This window comes from Pseudomonas sp. TE31087, assembly GCF_057284075.1.
Window position 1 is genome coordinate 857189 of record NZ_JBXVNN010000001.1, and the last position, 15750, is coordinate 872938.

14 protein-coding genes are annotated in these 15750 nt (G+C 65.0%); 6 read left to right on the forward strand and 8 right to left on the reverse strand.

Going from position 1 to position 15750, the window contains the following annotated elements; genetic code table 11:
- Nucleotides 1-5 precede the first annotated feature (5 nt).
- From ACZ899_RS03975 to ACZ899_RS03985, 3 genes are all read right to left on the reverse strand, one after another.
- The gene (locus tag ACZ899_RS03975; protein ID WP_234562824.1) at nucleotides 6-1301 is read right to left on the reverse strand and encodes an NAD(P)/FAD-dependent oxidoreductase; all 1296 of its coding nucleotides are present in this window, start codon (nucleotides 1299-1301) and stop codon (nucleotides 6-8) included.
- Nucleotides 1302-1314: 13 nt separating this feature from the next.
- Nucleotides 1315-2403 (reverse strand): polyamine ABC transporter substrate-binding protein, encoded by a 1089-nt coding sequence (locus ACZ899_RS03980; RefSeq protein ID WP_203652404.1) that lies wholly within the window; start codon nucleotides 2401-2403, stop codon nucleotides 1315-1317.
- 154 nt (nucleotides 2404-2557) lie between these two features.
- Complete coding sequence (locus tag ACZ899_RS03985) at nucleotides 2558-3916, reverse strand: glutamine synthetase family protein (RefSeq protein WP_028689491.1); 1359 nt, start codon at nucleotides 3914-3916, stop codon at nucleotides 2558-2560.
- Between the two features lie 163 nt (nucleotides 3917-4079).
- Here ACZ899_RS03985 and ACZ899_RS03990 point away from each other — a divergent pair, with 163 nt between their 5' ends.
- Nucleotides 4080-4979, forward strand: coding sequence for a helix-turn-helix domain-containing protein (locus ACZ899_RS03990; RefSeq protein ID WP_050705595.1), 900 nt, complete (start codon nucleotides 4080-4082; stop codon nucleotides 4977-4979).
- Between the two features lie 193 nt (nucleotides 4980-5172).
- Here ACZ899_RS03990 and ACZ899_RS03995 read toward each other — a convergent pair whose 3' ends face one another.
- Nucleotides 5173-6558 carry an aldehyde dehydrogenase family protein gene (locus tag ACZ899_RS03995; RefSeq protein WP_234562825.1) on the reverse strand — a complete coding sequence of 462 codons (1386 nt, stop codon included), beginning with the start codon at nucleotides 6556-6558 and terminating at the stop codon, nucleotides 5173-5175.
- Nucleotides 6559-6663: 105 nt separating this feature from the next.
- Here ACZ899_RS03995 and ptrR point away from each other — a divergent pair, with 105 nt between their 5' ends.
- From ptrR to ACZ899_RS04010, 3 genes are all read left to right on the forward strand, one after another.
- Nucleotides 6664-7539 carry a putrescine utilization regulator PtrR gene (gene ptrR / locus ACZ899_RS04000; RefSeq protein ID WP_186733201.1) on the forward strand — a complete coding sequence of 292 codons (876 nt, stop codon included), beginning with the start codon at nucleotides 6664-6666 and terminating at the stop codon, nucleotides 7537-7539.
- Nucleotides 7540-7626: 87 nt separating this feature from the next.
- Nucleotides 7627-8070: a carboxypeptidase regulatory-like domain-containing protein gene (locus ACZ899_RS04005; RefSeq protein ID WP_234562826.1), complete on the forward strand. Its 444-nt coding sequence runs from the start codon at nucleotides 7627-7629 to the stop codon at nucleotides 8068-8070.
- Between the two features lie 386 nt (nucleotides 8071-8456).
- On the forward strand, nucleotides 8457-8978 hold the full coding sequence (locus ACZ899_RS04010; protein ID WP_050705601.1) for an acyloxyacyl hydrolase: 522 nt from the start codon (nucleotides 8457-8459) through the stop codon (nucleotides 8976-8978).
- A gap of 54 nt (nucleotides 8979-9032) precedes the next feature.
- Here the strand turns inward: ACZ899_RS04010 and ACZ899_RS04015 are convergent, their stop codons facing one another.
- Together ACZ899_RS04015 and ACZ899_RS04020 are read right to left on the reverse strand one after the other, a co-directional pair.
- Entirely contained in the window at nucleotides 9033-9923 is an 891-nt protein-coding gene (locus tag ACZ899_RS04015) for a universal stress protein (protein ID WP_234562827.1), read from the reverse strand.
- Nucleotides 9924-10006: 83 nt separating this feature from the next.
- Nucleotides 10007-12007, reverse strand: coding sequence for a peptidase U32 family protein (locus tag ACZ899_RS04020; protein ID WP_234562828.1), 2001 nt, complete (start codon nucleotides 12005-12007; stop codon nucleotides 10007-10009).
- Between the two features lie 208 nt (nucleotides 12008-12215).
- On the opposite strand from ACZ899_RS04020, the gene ACZ899_RS04025 reads away from it, so the two are divergent.
- Nucleotides 12216-13097: an RHS repeat-associated core domain-containing protein gene (locus tag ACZ899_RS04025; RefSeq protein ID WP_442800062.1), complete on the forward strand. Its 882-nt coding sequence runs from the start codon at nucleotides 12216-12218 to the stop codon at nucleotides 13095-13097.
- A gap of 35 nt (nucleotides 13098-13132) precedes the next feature.
- On the opposite strand, the gene ACZ899_RS04030 is transcribed toward ACZ899_RS04025, so the two are convergent.
- Nucleotides 13133-13513 carry a RidA family protein gene (locus ACZ899_RS04030; protein WP_234562829.1) on the reverse strand — a complete coding sequence of 127 codons (381 nt, stop codon included), beginning with the start codon at nucleotides 13511-13513 and terminating at the stop codon, nucleotides 13133-13135.
- 168 nt (nucleotides 13514-13681) lie between these two features.
- Here ACZ899_RS04030 and ACZ899_RS04035 point away from each other — a divergent pair, with 168 nt between their 5' ends.
- On the forward strand, nucleotides 13682-14377 hold the full coding sequence (locus ACZ899_RS04035) for a tRNA (adenine(22)-N(1))-methyltransferase (RefSeq protein WP_326491861.1): 696 nt from the start codon (nucleotides 13682-13684) through the stop codon (nucleotides 14375-14377).
- A gap of 6 nt (nucleotides 14378-14383) precedes the next feature.
- Here the strand turns inward: ACZ899_RS04035 and ACZ899_RS04040 are convergent, their stop codons facing one another.
- Entirely contained in the window at nucleotides 14384-15688 is a 1305-nt protein-coding gene (locus ACZ899_RS04040) for an MFS transporter (protein ID WP_234562830.1), read from the reverse strand.
- Nucleotides 15689-15750: the final 62 nt, after the last annotated feature.

Consider the following 15750-nt stretch of genomic DNA (forward strand, 5'->3'; position numbering starts at 1 on the left):
GGTTGTCAGCCCAGCGCCTCGCGCAACCGGTACCACAGCATGCCCAGCGCCAGCAGCGGCGAGCGCAATGCCTTGCCGCCGGGGAAGGTCAGGTGCGGCACCGCGCTGAACACATCGAAGCCCTGGCTGTGCTCGGTGGCGATGGCCTCGGCGAGCAGCTTCGCGGTCCAGTGGGTGACGTTAAGTCCATGCCCAGAGTAACCCTGGGCATAGTAAACGTTAGGGTGCTGGCCGAGGCGGCCGACCTGGGGGAAACGGTTGGCGGTGATGCCGATCATGCCGCCCCACTGGTAGTCCAGGCGCACCTCGGCCAGTTGCGGGAACACCTTTAGCACTTTGGGCCGCATGTAGGCGCCGATGTCCTTCGGGTCGCGCCCGGAATAGTGGCAGGCGCCGCCGAACAGCAGGCGGCGGTCGGCGGTCAGGCGGTAGTAGTCCAGCCCCACCTTCTGGTCGCACAGTGCCATGTTCTGCGGGATCAGCGTGCGCGCCAGGGCCTCGGGCAAGGGTTCGGTGGCCACCACATAGCTGCCGGCCGGTAGGACCTTGCCGCTCAGGCGCGGCTCCAGTGCGTCGAGATGAGCGTTGCAGCCCAGGATCAGGCTCTGGGCGCGCACCCGGCCCCGGGCGGTATGCAGGGTCACCGTACTGCCATGTTCGATACGCAGCACCGGGCTGTGCTCGAAGATCCGCACACCCAGGCCGTGGGCGGCGCGCGCCTCCCCCTGGACCAGGTCGAGCGGGTGCAGGTGGCCCGAGCCCATGTCCACCAGGCCGCCGGCGTACAGGTCGCTGGCGACGATCTCGCGCATGCGTTCGGGGTTGACCAGGCGGGTCTCGTGGCGATAGCCCAGCTCGGCCAGGTCGCGCTGCTCGTCTTCGAAGGCGGCGAACTGGGCGGGGGTGTTGGCCAGCTCGCAGAAGCCCCAGCGCAGGTCGCATTCGATACCGTACTGTTCGATGCGCCGGGCCACCAGCGCGACCGAATCGATGCCGGCCTGCTTGAGGTAGCGCACGCCGTCCTGGCCGACGTGACGGGCGAAACCGGACACGTCATGGCCGATGCCGCGGATCAGCTGGCCGCCGTTGCGCCCGCTGGCGCCCCAGCCGATGCGGCGGGCTTCCAGCAGGATCACCGAGAGGCCGCGCTCAGCCAGTTCGAGGGCGGCGTTGACCCCGGTCAGGCCGCCGCCGACCACGCAGACATCGGCCTGCAGGTCCTGGTCGAGCGCAGGGTAGGTGGCCGCCAGGCGCGCCGAGGCGGCGTAGTAGGAGGCGGTGTGTTCGTTCATCTGTGGCATGGGCGGGCTCGGCTCAGCGGTTGGACTTGATCTTGCTCCAGGAGCGGGTCATCTGCCGCAGGATCCCGGGGCTCTGCATGGTCGAGACATACAGGTTGTCCAGCACGTCCTGGGGCGGGTAGATCTCGGGGTTGTTCACCAGCGCCGGGTCCATGTCGGCCTTGGCATCCGGGTTGGCGTTGGCGTAGCCGACCGTGGCGCTGACCTTGGCGATCACCTTGGGGTCGAGCAGGTAGTTGATGAAGGCCAGGGCCTGCTCGGGGTTCTTGGCGTCCTTGGGGATGGCCAGCAGGTCGAACCACAGGTTGCTGCCTTCCTTGGGAATGCTGTAGGCGACCTTGACGCCATTGCCGGCCTCCTCGGCGCGGTGGGCGGCCTGCAGCACGTCGCCGGAATAGCCGAAAGCGATGCAGACGTCGCCGTTGGCCAGGTCCGAGACGTACTTGGAGGAGTGGAAGTAGGTGATGTACGGGCGCAGTTCCAGCAGGCGGGCCTCGGCCTTGCGGTAGTCGTCGGCCTTCTCGCTGCGCGGGTTCATGCCCAGGTAGTTGAGCATGGCCGGGAACAGTTCGTCCGGCGAGTCCATGAACGCCACGCCGCATTGCTTGAGCTTCTTCAGGTTCTCGGCTTCGAACAGCACCGCCCAGGAGTCAATCCGGTCGATGCCCAGCACCGCCTTGACCTTGTCGACGTTGTAACCGATGCCGTTGGTGCCCCAGAGGTACGGCACGGCGTACTGGTTGCCCGGATCGTTCTGCTCCAGCTGCTTGAGCAGTTGCGGGTCCAGGTGCTGCCAGTTCGGCAGCTTGCTGCGGTCAAGCGGCAGGAACGCGCCGGCCTGGGCCTGGCGCGCGAGGAAATGGTTGGAGGGCACGACCACGTCGTAGCCGGTGCGCCCGGCCAGCAGCTTGCCCTCCAGGGTCTCGTTGGAGTCGAACACGTCATAGACCACCTTGATCCCGCTGCTGGCCTGGAAATCAGCCAGGGTGGTGTCACCGATGTAGTCGGTCCAGTTGTACACGCTGACCGTCGGCTGGGCCTGGACGGCGGCGCCGAACAGCAGGGCGAAGGTTGCGGGGATCAAAGCTTGCGGATGACGCATGTCGACACCTCGTTGGTCTTGTTCTTCGAATTCGGTGGTGTAGGGGCTGCTGCGCAGCCCATTCGCGGCACAAAGCCGCTCCTACTGAACGCGCGCAGCCCCTGTAGGAGCGGCCTTGTGCCGCGAAAGGGGCGCAAAGCGCCCCCGAGGGGGCTTAAACGCTCAGCAGCAGGAACTCCCGCTCCCACGAGCTGATCACCCGCTTGAAGTTCTCATGCTCGGCGCGCTTGACCGCGACGTAGCCCTGGACGAACTGCTGCCCCAGGTACTGCTGGACCTTCTCGCAGTCTTCCATGTGCTGCAGTGCGTCCTCGATGGTGATCGGCAGGCGCAGGTTGCGTCGCTCGTAGGCACGGCCCTGCACCGGGGCGCTGGGCTCCAGTTTTTCGACCATGCCGATGTAACCGCACAACAGGCTCGCGGCGATGGCCAGGTAGGGGTTGGCGTCGGCACCCGGTAGGCGGTTCTCCACGCGCATCGCTTCGGGGCTGGACGTTGGCACGCGCAGCCCGGCGGTGCGGTTCTCCTCGCCCCATTCGACGTTCACCGGCGCCGAGGTGTCGGGCAGGAAGCGGCGGAACGAGTTGACGTTCGGCGCGAACATCGGCAGCAGCTTGGGGATGTACTTCTGCAGGCCGCCGATATGGTGCAGGAACAGTTCGCTCATGCTGCCGTCGTCATTGGCGAAGATCGGCTTGCCGGTGGCGATGTCGACCACGCTCTGGTGCAGGTGCATGGCGCTGCCCGGTTCGTCGGTGATCGGCTTGGCCATGAAGGTGGCGGTGACGTTATGCTTGAGCGCCGCCTCGCGCATCGTGCGCTTGAACACGGTGATCTGGTCGGCCAGGTCCAGGGCGTCGCCATGACGGAAGTTGATCTCCATCTGCGCCGGGCCGTCCTCGTGGATCAGCGTATCCAGGTCCAGGCCCTGGATCTCGCACCAGTCGTAGACGTCCTCGAACAGCGGGTCGAATTCGTTGGCGGCATCGATGGAGAACGACTGGCGGCCACTCTCGGCGCGCCCAGAGCGACCCAGCGGCACCTGCAACGGCAGGTCCGGGTCTTCGCAGCGCTGGGTGAGGTAGAACTCCATCTCCGGCGCGACGATCGGTTGCCAGCCCTTGTCGGCGTAGAGTTTCAGGACCTTCTTCAGCACGTTGCGCGGCGACAGCTCGATGGGGTTGCCCTGCTTGTCGAAGGTATCGTGGATGACGATCGCGGTCGGTTCGATGGCCCAGGGGATCTGGTACACCGCCGTGGGGTCGGGGCGGCAGACCATGTCGATGTCGGCGGCGTCGAGCAGGCTGTAGTAGATGTCGTCATCGACGTAGTCGCCGGTGACGGTCTGCAGCAGCACGCTCTCGGGCAGGCGCATGCCGCGCTCGTGGAGGAACTTGGCGGTCGGGGCGATCTTGCCGCGGGCGATGCCGGTCAGGTCGCTGATCACGCATTCGACTTCGGTGATCCGGTGTTCTTTCAGCCAGGTGGACAGCTGATCGAAGGGGGCGTTCATACAAACCTCTTGGTTGGGTAGTTGTGGTGGGACGCAAGGCGTTCATCGCCGCAGGGCACTTCCCACAGGTGACGCTGAGGACTATCTTGGTCGCTGCCCCCCGGGCGATCTATCCACTTTCTTCGGCATTCAATGCACCAAAAGAGTGCAACTAGGACAGCGCGTGACAACGCCAACCGCCTTGCAGGTCCAGGACATCCGCACCACCGACGTGACCGAACAGACCCGCGCCACCCCGGGCTGGCAGCAGCAGTACCGGCAGATGTCCCCCGGGCATTTCAACGGCCAGCTGCGCTGGCTGGGGCTCGACGGCGTCGAGGTGTACGAGGAGCGCCTGAACACCCGGGTCGAGCAGTTCTTCCGCGCCCCCAGCGGTGCCCTGGCGTTCTGCTTCGACCGTAGCGAGAACAGCCTCTACCTGCTCAACGAAGACAGCCGCAACATCTGGATCACCCCGGAGAACTACCAGGAAGTGGCGGTGGTGTTCGAGCAGCCGTTCCTGGCCAGCCATGGCCTTGACCTGGAGCGTCTGCGCGGCCTGTTCATGGTGCCGCTGACCTGCCAGCAGAATGCCCTGTTCGGCAACTGGCTGAGCGCCACCCTGACCCGGCTGGGCCAGGCCGATTGCCCGCTGGAGGGCAGGGCGTTGGCCGAGCAGTTGCTGGAGGACTGCCTGTTCATCCTCGACAACGCTGGGCAGCGTCTGCAGGGCGAGGCGCTCGGACGGCGCGACGAGGAGCGGGCGATCATGCGCCGGGTCAGCGAATGGGCCGCCGACTGCCCCGACGAGACCCTCAACCTGGTGGAGCTGGCCAAGGTCGCCGGGGTTTCCGTGCGTCAGTTGCAGCAAGCCTTCAAGGGCTTCACCAACCTGCCGCCGGCACACTGGTTGCGCCTGCGGCGGCTGAACGGCGCGCGGCGCGACTTGCTGGCAGGCGACGCGACCGTGGCCGAGGTGGCCATGCGCTGGTCGTTCTGGCATCTGGGGCGGTTTTCCGAAAGCTACCGCCAGCTGTTCCGCGAACTGCCGAGCGAGACGCTCAGGCGTGGTCGGGGAAACTGATTACGAAAGGTCTGCTTGGGCGGTTTCCGGCAGTTGCCGAACTTCCTGTGTAGGAGCGGCCTTGTGCCGCGAACGGGCCGCAGAGCGGCCCCGGCGATCTGTCTTGTGGCGCAGGCCCTGGGGGCGCTACGCGCCCCGTTCGCGGCACAAGGCCGCTCCTACACAGGGGGCGCGCAGGGTTTGAGGCAGAGGATCAGTTGCGATCCAGCCACACCGTCTGGGCGTTGGTGAACTCGCGCACGCCGAAGTGCGACAGCTCACGGCCGAACCCGCTCTTCTTCACACCGCCGAACGCCACGCGAGGGTCAGAGGCGCAGTAGCCGTTGATGAACACGCCACCGGTGTCCAAAGCCGCGGTCATGCGCTCGGCCAAGGCATAGTCGGCGGTGTAGATCGTTGCGGCCAGGCCGAATTCACTGTCGTTGGCCAGCTCCACCGCGTGGTCTGCATCGCGGGCGCTGATGATCGCCGCCACCGGGCCGAACAGTTCCTGCTTGAAGGCGGTCATGTCCGGGGTGACGTTGGCGAACACGGTAGGCGCGTAGAAGTTGCCCACGCCTTCGATCTTGCTGCCGCCCAGCAGCAGGGTGGCGCCCTCGGCCAGGGTTGCCTGGACCTGGCCGTCGAGTTCGTCGCGCAGGTCGTAGCGGGCCATCGGGCCGATGTAGGTGGCGTCGTCCAGTGGGTTGCCGATGGTCAGCGCGCGGGTGGCCGCGACGAACTTCTCGGTGAACGCTTCGACGATGCTTTGCTCGACGATCAGGCGCTTGGCGGCGGCGCAGACCTGCCCGGTGTTCTGGTAACGGCCGATCACGGCGGCCTTGACCGCGGCATCGAGGTCGGCGTCGGCCAGCACGATGAACGGGTCGGAACCGCCCAGTTCGAGCACGCACTTCTTAAGTGCGGCGCCGGCCTGCGCGCCGATGGCCATGCCGGCGCGCACGCTGCCGGTGAGGGTGATGGCGGCGATGCGCGGGTCGTTGATGGCGCGGGTGACGCCTTCGGGGGTGACGTTGAGCACCTCGAACACGCCTTCAGGCAGGCCGGCGCGCTTGAACAGGTCGGCCAGCAGATAGGCGCTGCCCATCACGTTGGGCGCGTGCTTGAGCACGTAGGTGTTGCCCGCCAGCAGCGCCGGTACCGCGCCGCGCAGCACCTGCCAGACCGGGAAGTTCCACGGCATCACGGCGAGGATCGGGCCCAGCGGGCGGTATTCGATGCGGGCCTTTTCGACCTGGGTCGGCTCCGGCGCCAGCATGGCCGGGCCGTGTTCGGCGTACCACTGGCACAGGCCGACACACTTGTTGACTTCGCCGCGGGCCTGGCTGATCGGTTTGCCGATCTCGCGGGCGATCATCTGGGCGAAGGCCTCGGCGTTGACCTGCAGGGCTTGCCCGAGCGCGACCAGATACTCGCTGCGCTGACCCAGCGACACTTTGCGCCACTGGTTGTAGCCCCCCTTGGCGCGTTGCAGCGCCGCGTCCAGTGCGGCGTCGGTGTCGAAGGCGTAGTGGCCGATCCGTTCGCCGCTGTAGGGGTCGACGGAAATGGCGTGGGTCAGGCTGCTGATCTCGCTCATGGCAGGACTCTCATTGTTTTGATCGGGTGAGCCCAGACTAGGGGTAGCGTGCTTTAATGAAAACTGAATAATAATGAGCGAAACATTCACGTTTGGAGAATGACCGTGGACCTGGTGCAACTCGAGATGTTCAAGGCCGTGGCCGAGCACGGCAGCATCAGCGCCGCCGCCCAGCAGATCCATCGGGTGCCGTCGAACCTGACCACCCGCATCAAGCAGCTGGAGGAGGACCTGGGCGTCGAGCTGTTCATCCGCGAGAAAAGCCGCCTGCGCCTGTCGCCGGCCGGCTGGAATTTCCTCGAGTACACCCGGCGCATTCTCGACCTGGTGCATGAGGCGCGGCTGACCGTGGCGGGTGAGGATCCCCAGGGCACCTTCGCCCTGGGTTCGCTGGAAAGCACGGCGGCGGTACGCATCCCGGCCTTGCTGGCGGCGTACAACCAGCGCTACCCCAAGGTTGACCTGGACCTCTCCACCGGCCCGTCGGGGACCATGCTCGAAGGCGTGCTGTCCGGGCGCCTGGTGGCGGCCTTCGTCGATGGCCCGGTGCTGCACCCGACGCTCGAAGGCATGCCGGTGTTCGAAGAAGAGATGATGGTCATCGCGCCGCTCAACCACCCACCGGTCACCCGTGCCCGTGATGTGAACGGTTCGAGCATCTACGCGTTTCGTGCCAACTGCTCGTACCGCCACCATTTCGAGAGCTGGTTCGTCCATGACCAGGCGGTGCCGGGCAAGATTCACGAGATGGAGTCGTACCACGGCATGCTGGCCTGCGTCAGTGCCGGCGCGGGCCTGGCGATGATGCCGCGCAGCATGCTCGACAACATGCCGGGGTGCAGCACGGTCAGTGCCTGGCCGATGGCCGAGGACTTCCGCTACCTGAAGACCTGGCTGGTGTGGCGGCGGGGCACGGTGTCGCGCAGCCTGAGCATGTTCATCAAGCTGCTGGAAGAGCGTCGAGAGCTGCCTACGCCCTGACGGACTAACGGTGCGCCGGGATGCGAACCCCAGCCTCGGAAAATCCTCCAAATTGTGTAGACCATCCCCAAGCGGGAGGAATGCACCATGTGTACCCATCATTACGGCCTGTGCGCGGCGCTGTTGCTGGCCTTGGCCATGCCCTGGACATTGGCGGCGGCCGCCGACCTGAACGCGCCCATCGATTCGCAAGGCGTGCAGCTGCAGCCCCAGGAACAGAACGGCATCCGTTACCTGCAGGGCGGCATCGGCCAGGACGAGGCCAATGCCCTGCGCCGCACGCCCGGCTATGACTTGCACATCACCCTCTCGACCGGCCCGGACGGCAAGTTCCAGAGCGGTGCCGCGCTGGATATCCAGTCGGCCCAGGGGCAATCGGTGCTGGCGCTGCAGGACGTCGGGCCGCTGATCTTCGTGCAGTTGCCTCCCGGGCACTACCGGGTGATCGGCAATGCCGATGGCCGTACCGTGCAACAGCAGGTGACGGTGGATGGCAAGGCGCCGGCGCGGGTTGATCTGAACTGGCGCTGAGGCCAGTCCTTTCAAGGTGTTTTGGGGCGCTATGCGATAGACCTAGTGAGGGCTACCACGTGTCCGCCGTTAGGCTTGCAGCGCCTATGAGATCGAGCGCCGCGCGGGCGGCGCTCGATCTCATAGGCGCAGGAGCCTTCGCGGCAAACACGAAGAGGCAAAATACGACTGAACCCTTGAATGGAACGCAATGTCCTTAGCCAATAGTGGCAAATCACTTTCCACTATCGGAATATTCGGACAATAATCGAGGAAGTATTACCACTTGTAACCCGGTTGGATGTGCCGGGGCGCTGGTGCACAACGAGGGGCGCAGCCCCCACTTGCCCGCAGGCACGCGCCAGGTCGCGCGCCTGCCCGTGAAGACCATCAGGAGAAGTCATTTGATGAAGACCCGTCTCGCCACTACGTTGGCTGCCGCTGTGCTGGCATTCGCCGGCGCCAACCTGGCCCAGGCCGCCCAGGTGTCCGGTGCCGTCGGCGCCACTGGCCAGGGCGACATGACCTACCGTATCGGGATGTCGTTCGACTGGGACAAGAAATGGCTGGAAAGCAGCACCGGCCACCTGACCGGTTACTGGGACGCGGCCTACACCTACTGGGAAGGCGGCGAGGCCAGCGGCGCTCACTCGCTGTCGTTCAGCCCGGTGTTCGTCTATGAGTTCAGTGGTTTCACTTACACCCCGTTCATCGAGGCCGGTATCGGCCTGGCGGCATTCTCCAAGACCGACGTGGGCGACCAGCGCCTGGGCTCGTCGGTGAACTTCGAGGACCGGATCGGTTTTGGCCTGAAACTGCCGGCGGAGCAGAAGATCGGCATCCGTGCGATGCACTATTCCAACGCTGGGCTGAAGCAGCCTAACGATGGGATCGAGTCGTACTCGCTGTTCTACAGCAAAGGGTTCTGAACCGAACAAACCCGCTCCCGCAGCGTGGGAGCGGGCTTGCCCCGCGATGCTGCCTCAACGCACCGCCTTGATCGCCAGCACATTGCACAGCGGGTGCTCCAGCACATGCGCCGTGGTGCCGCCGAGAAACGCCTGCAAGGCATCGTGCCGGTGGTTGCCCATGACGATCACATCCACCCGGTGGGCGGCGATGTACTGGGTGATCGCCTTGACCGCCGGGCCTTCGAGGAAGTGACGACGCTCCAGGTCAATCTGGTAGTGGTCGCCCAAGCGGTTGAACGCCGTGCGCTGGGCCGTGCGCACGCTGGTGTCGAACCCGGGCATGGTCACGGTGCCGGCGCCGAAGTCGGCGATATGGGTCCTGGTCGCATCACACACGTGCAACAGGTGCAGCTCGGCGTTGCACTGCAGGGCCAGGGCGTGGGCGCTGCGGATCACCTGGTCGTCCAGGTGCTCGCCGCTGCCATGGCTGTTGAGGTCGACCGCCGCGGCGATCTGTCGGGGCAGGGGCAGGCGGATGTCGCTGACCAGGTGCACCGCCACCGGGCTGTCCTTGAGCAGTTGCCAGTCCAAAGGGGTGACCAGCAGGCGCTTGAGGATGGGTTCGTGCTGCACGTCCTTGACCAGCAGGTCGCAGCCCAGGCGCTCGATCTGCTCCAGCACGCTGCACAATGGATCGCGGGTCAGCAGCAGTTCGGTGGAGACATCCAGGCCGGCGTTGCGCAGTTGCTCGGCCTCGTCGGCCAGCCACTGGCGGTTGTCCTCGAGCAGGCGTTCGCGCTCGCGGCTGTCGCTCATCAGGCCGAAAGTGTCGACATCGTCGACGAAGACATTGAGGTCCAGCAGGGCCCCGCTGGATTCGGCCAGCGCCGCGGCGCGCTGCAGGGCAGGCGTGTGGCGCATCTGCGGGCCGAGCATGACCAACAATCGCTTGAACTGGCTCATCTCACACCTCCACGTGTGGCAGCCCCCTGTTCAGTCTAGACCCGCCGCCGGTGAAATCCTGCGGAGCGACGGCGGGTCGTCTTTCAGTGCGGCGCGCGCGGGATGGTCTTGAGCAGGTCTTCCGGGCTGATGTACCCGACCACCTGGGCCACCGCGCTGCCTGGGGTCGGCAGGTCGATGATGTGGCTCTTCATCTTGCCGATCACGTGCATCTCGCAAGGCTTGCAGTCGAACTTCAGGGTCAGCACCTCGTCACCCTGGATCAGTTGCATCGGCGCCACCTTGGTACGTACGCCAGTCACGCCCTTGGCCTGCTTGGGGCACAGGTTGAAGGAGAAGCGCAGGCAGTGCTTGGTGATCATCACCGGCACTTCGCCGTGCTCTTCATGGGCCTCGTAGGCGGCATCGATCAGCTGCACGCCGTGGCGGTGGTAGAAGTCGCGGGCCTTCTGGTTGTAGACGTTGGCCAGGAACGACAGGTGCGACTCGGGGTACACCGGCGGTGGCGTGGTCTCGGCCTTGCGTCCGCCCCGTGGGTGCGCCTGGATCCGTGCTGCGGTCAGCGCCTCGATGGCTTCGCGGCGCAGGGCCTTGAGCTGCGAGTTGGGGATGAAGTAAGCCTGTGGTGCATCGAGCTCGATGGCCGTGGCGTGGTACATCGTGGTCCCCAGCTGACCAAGCAGGTCGTGCAGTTGGTCCAGGGCCTGCTGTGGCTTGTTGGCGGCACCGAACGGCCCGTCGAGGGCCACTTGCACACTGACACCCTCTTCACTGCTGAGGGTGAGCATCAGGCGCTGTTCGCGCAGTACCGCATGCCACTCGACACCGACCCGACGCTCGGCGGAGGTGCGCTGCAGCGCCTGCTGCCAGTTGTGGTCGAGGTTGCGCGACAGCGGGTGGTTGGGGCGCAGCTTGTACAGGCCCTCGGGCATCTCGTTGGGTTCGACGCGGTAGCGGTAGCGCTTCTGGCCGTCTTCCTCGGATTCGCTCTTGAGTTCGGCAATGTTGGCGCGGAAACCCACGACCTCGCGCTTGACCAGCACGTTGAGGCCGTCGCCGTTGGTCAGCGGGACATCGGTGGCCACCAGCAGGTCGCGTTTGCCGACTTTCTCCACCACGCCCACCGGCAGGCCGGTGAAGGTGGGGGAATCGAAGGCGCCGATGTCGATCTTGCGATCACTGACGAAGTAGTCGGTGCTGCCACGGTGGAAGGTCTTGTCCGGGTCCGGCACGAAGAAGTGCTCGGTACGCCCGCTCGAGGCGCGGGCCAGTTCAGGACGGTCCTCGAGGATGGCATCGAGTTCCTTGCGGTAGTGGGCGGTGATGTTCTTCACATAGCCCACGTCCTTGTAGCGGCCCTCGATCTTGAACGAGCGCACGCCGGCATCGACCAGGTCGCGCAGGTTGGCGGTCTGGTTGTTGTCCTTCATCGACAGCAGGTGCTTCTCGAAGGCCACCACGCGGCCCTGGTCGTCCTTGAGGGTGTACGGCAGGCGGCAGGCCTGGGAGCAGTCGCCACGGTTGGCGCTGCGCCCGGTCTGGGCGTGGGAGATGTTGCACTGGCCGGAGAAGGCCACGCACAGCGCGCCGTGGATGAAGAACTCGATGGCCGCGTCGGTCTCGGCGGCAATGCTGCGGATCTGCTGCAGGTTCAGCTCGCGGGCCAGCACCAGCTGGGAGAAGCCGGCCTGGTCGAGGAACTTGGCCCGCTCCAGGGTGCGGATGTCGGTCTGGGTGCTGGCGTGCAGCTCGATCGGCGGGATATCCAGCTCCATCACCCCCAGGTCCTGCACGATCAGCGCGTCGACACCGGCGTCGTACAGCTGGTGGATCAGCTTGCGGGCAGGTTCGAGCTCGTTGTCGTGGAGGATGGTGTTGATGGTGGTGAATACGCGGGCGTGGTAGCGGCGGGCGAACTCCACCAGTTCGGCGATATCACTGACTTCGTTGCAGGCGTTGTGGCGCGCGCCGAAGCTCGGGCCGCCGATGTAGATGGCGTCGGCGCCGTGCAGGATCGCCTCGCGGGCGATGCTCACGTCACGGGCAGGGCTGAGCAGTTCCAGGTGGTGCTTTGGAAGGGACATGTCGTTATAGGTTCGGGCTGTCACGGTAAGGCGGGCATTGTAGCGGTGAATCGGGGCGGGGGCATCCTTAACCGATGAACTTGGCGGAAATGGCGGTCAGGGGCGTGTCAACTCGGCAGAGCGGGTGGCGCCTGGCATTTTTGTCAGTTATGCCTGTCTGGCAACGGTGATAGCGTCGGGGCCATTACTTCTCGGCAAAGGTATTGCCATGACATCCACCTGTTTGTTGGCCGTAACCGACCTGCAGCGATCAGTACTGGGTGGCTCCGGGCCGGCCAGGGTCTATACGCCATATGGAGGACATTCCGACAGGCGGGGAGCCGTGTTGGCTTATTGCGGGCAAGCTCGTGATCAGTTGACGGGGCATTATCATTTGGGAAATGGACATCGGACCTTCAATCCGTTCGTGATGCGGTTCCACTCACCTGATCGGTTGAGCCCTTTTGGGGTAGGCGGGGTCAATGCCTATGCCTATTGTCATGGAGACCCTGTTAACTTTCATGATCCGAACGGTAAGGAGGATACCAGGTCGGGATTGGCGATTTCAGCCCTGGCTTTCGGAGGGTGGGGGGCAGAGAAGGTTTTTCATCATATTGAAATGGCATCAAAGATAAGTAGGATCGAGACGCTTCAGGGGATACTGAAGGAAAATGGATTGCCGTCAGGGCCTAGAGTCCTGCCTTGGGAAAAAAGTGATCATATAAAAGGTGCCATATCCAGCGCTGGGGCAGCTGTCGTGGGCGGGGTGGCTGGTCTGTATTTCTACTTTGTACCGGCTAGTTGGTCTGGGGCTAAGTACGCTGATGTGGGTGCGGTAGGAGCAGTATCAGCTATGACTATTGCGTCCAAAGCACATGACCGATTAATCGGAAGTAATGGCGCTGAAATCGACAAGCAATTGGAGTTTTTAATAAAAGCCTTTAAAGGCATGGATGACAGACTAAGCGAGGTCGTTACACCATCTCGCACTGAACAAGCCTCGCAATATGCAGCTGAGTGGGTGGCGACTCAAAGCAATGCACTAGTGCGCAGTATCAGTGAACAGCCGTCATACGGAAGTTTCCATAGCATATCGGACGGTGGATCCTAAAAGGGCCGCAATAGGTGCGGCCCTTGAGGGACCAATCAGCCCTTGGCCGCCATCGCCGTCACTTCCACACGCATCCCCTCGAACGCCAGCGAAGCCACGCCCACCGCCGCGCGCACTGGCCACGGCTTTTTGAAGAACCGCTGGTACACCTCGTTGAAGGCGGCGCGGTCGGCCATGTCGGTCAGGTAGATGGTCAGGTGAAGCACTCGGTCCATCGAGCTGCCGGCGCGTTCCAGGGCGACCTTGAGTGCCTGCAGGGTGCATTCGCACTGGGTGGTGATGTCGCCCAGCTCTAGGCTGCCGTCGGCCTGCACGGGGATCTGGGTGCTGACCAGGATGCCGTTGTACTCGGCAACGTCCGAGGAGATCGAGTCGGCGTCCGGGTCTGGGGTGTAGATGATGTTGCTGTTTGCCATGGGGTTTCGCCTTGCAACGGAAGGAAACCGCCAAGCCTACGCGAGCGGGTCGGGCAGGTCGAGGCGGCCGGCCGGTCGCGGGCATTTGAAATACGCGGCACGGGCGGTCAGAATCGCGCCCCGACCCGGCCACAGGTGCCGGGCCCAGGTTGTCAGAAGAGGCTTGCGTTGAACGAACACACATTGTCCATGCGTCTGGAGCGCGTGGCCGCCCAGGTGCCGGCCGGGGCGCGCCTGGCCGATATCGGCTCAGACCATGGCTACCTGCCAGTGGCGCTGGTGCGCCGCGGTGCGATTGTCGCGGCGGTGGCCGGCGAGGTGGCGCTCACGCCCTACGAGGCTGCACGGCGTACCGTGCGCGAAAATGGCCTGGATGATTGCATCACGGTGCGGCACGCCAGTGGCCTGGCGGCCATCGAGCCGGGTGATGGGATTACCGCGATCAGTATCTGTGGCATGGGCGGCGAGACCATTCGCGACATTCTCGAGGCCGGCAAGCAGCACCTAGGCGGGCACGAGCGCCTGGTCCTGCAGCCCAACGGCGGCGAGCCCGCGTTGCGCCAGTGGCTGATGGACAACGGCTACCGGATCGTCGGTGAGGAAGTGCTGCGGGAAAACCGCTTCGACTACGAAATCATCGTCGCCGAACGTGCCGAGGCGGTCGCCTATACGGCCGAGCAGCTGTACTTCGGCCCGCTGCTGATGCAGGCGCGCAGCCCGGCTTTTCTGTTCAAGTGGCAGCGCATGCTGCGCCAGAAGCAACAGAGCCTGGACAACTTCGCTCGGGCACGCCAGCCGGTGCCCGATGAAAAAGTGCGCGACATGACCCGCCAGGCCGGTTGGATCCGCGAGCTGCTGGCCTGAGCCCATTCATTTCGGGTTGACCACGCTGGCGGGTACCTTCAGCACCAGCACGCCACCGAGCACGATGGCCACGGCCAGCACCTGCAGGGCCAAGCCCGGGTTGGCGGTGCTGTCGCGCATCCAGCCGATCAGGTAGGGCGCGGCGAACGAGGCGATGCTGCCGAACGAGCTGATCATGGCGATGCCGGCGGCCTGGGCGCCACCGGCCAGGAACGCCGGCGGCAGTTGCCAGAACATCGGCAGCGCGGCGCTGGCACCCATGCCGGCGATCACCAGCCCGGTCATCACCAGCAAGGCATTGCCCGGCGCCGACCCGGCCAGGGCGATGCCGGCGGCGGCCATCAGCAGCGGCACGCACAGGTGCCAGCGGCGTTCGCGCTGGCGGTCGGAGGAGCGCCCGCAACCGAGCATGAACAGGCATCCGGCCAGATAGGGGATGGCGCTGAGCAGGCCGACCTGGCCATCGCTGCCGATACCGGCGCCGTGGATCAGACTGGGCATCCAGAAAGCCAGGGTGTTGACCGCCAGCATCACCGCGCAATACACCGCCACCAGCAGCCAGACCTGCGCATTGCCGAGCAGGCCGGCCAGCGAGCTGATGGGTTTGTGCCGCTCCTCACCGGCCATTTCCTCGCGCAACGCATGCTTTTGCCCGGCATCGAGCCAGGCGACCTGCTCGAAGCTGTCCGGCAGGCACTTGAGCACCACCAGCCCGAGCAGCACCACCGGCAGGCCCTCGATCAGGAACATCCACTGCCAGCCGCGCAGGCCGCCCTGGTCATGGAAGGCCTGGAGAATGCCGCCGGACAACGGTCCGCCGACCACGCCGGCCAAGGGCACGGCAATGGCGAACAGCGCGGTAACCTGGGCACGACGCCGTGCCGGGTACCAGCGATTGAGCACTACGAGGATGCCGGGGAAGAAACCCGCTTCAGCCACCCCCAAAAGAAACCGCAGGGCGTAGAAACCGGCGGCGTCCTGCACCCACATCATGCCGGTGGACAACAGCCCCCAGACCACCATCAGGGTGGCGATCCAGCGCCGCGGCCCGATCCGCTCCAGCGCCAGGTTGCTGGGCACGCCGAACAGCGCGTAGGCGATGAAGAACAGGCCGGCGCCCAGGCCGTAGACCGTGTCGGAAAAGCCCAGGTCGGCGCTCATCTGCATCTTGGCGAAGCCGATATTGATGCGATCCAGATGGGCGAACAGGTAGCACACCAGCAGCAGCGGCATCAGCCGCCAGGTGATGCGGGCATGGGTGGCGTCGCAGGCGCGCACGGGCGTGGCCGTGGAGGTATCGATCGTATTCATGGTCCGGGACGTTCTTGTTGTTGTCCCGGCAGATCATGCGGCGGTGTCGTGGGCGGGCAAAT

Coding starts and splice junctions, on each gene's coding strand:
- ACZ899_RS03975 (WP_234562824.1), bottom strand. CDS start 1,301: ATGCCACAGATGAACGAACACACCGCCTCCTACTACGCCGCCTCGGCG.
- ACZ899_RS03980 (WP_203652404.1), bottom strand. CDS start 2,403: ATGCGTCATCCGCAAGCTTTGATCCCCGCAACCTTCGCCCTGCTGTTC.
- ACZ899_RS03985 (WP_028689491.1), bottom strand. CDS start 3,916: ATGAACGCCCCCTTCGATCAGCTGTCCACCTGGCTGAAAGAACACCGG.
- ACZ899_RS03995 (WP_234562825.1), bottom strand. CDS start 6,558: ATGAGCGAGATCAGCAGCCTGACCCACGCCATTTCCGTCGACCCCTAC.
- ACZ899_RS04005 (WP_234562826.1), top strand. CDS start 7,627: ATGTGTACCCATCATTACGGCCTGTGCGCGGCGCTGTTGCTGGCCTTG.
- ACZ899_RS04010 (WP_050705601.1), top strand. CDS start 8,457: ATGAAGACCCGTCTCGCCACTACGTTGGCTGCCGCTGTGCTGGCATTC.
- ACZ899_RS04015 (WP_234562827.1), bottom strand. CDS start 9,923: ATGAGCCAGTTCAAGCGATTGTTGGTCATGCTCGGCCCGCAGATGCGC.
- ACZ899_RS04020 (WP_234562828.1), bottom strand. CDS start 12,007: ATGTCCCTTCCAAAGCACCACCTGGAACTGCTCAGCCCTGCCCGTGAC.
- ACZ899_RS04025 (WP_442800062.1), top strand. CDS start 12,216: ATGACATCCACCTGTTTGTTGGCCGTAACCGACCTGCAGCGATCAGTA.
- ACZ899_RS04030 (WP_234562829.1), bottom strand. CDS start 13,513: ATGGCAAACAGCAACATCATCTACACCCCAGACCCGGACGCCGACTCG.
- ACZ899_RS04040 (WP_234562830.1), bottom strand. CDS start 15,688: ATGAATACGATCGATACCTCCACGGCCACGCCCGTGCGCGCCTGCGAC.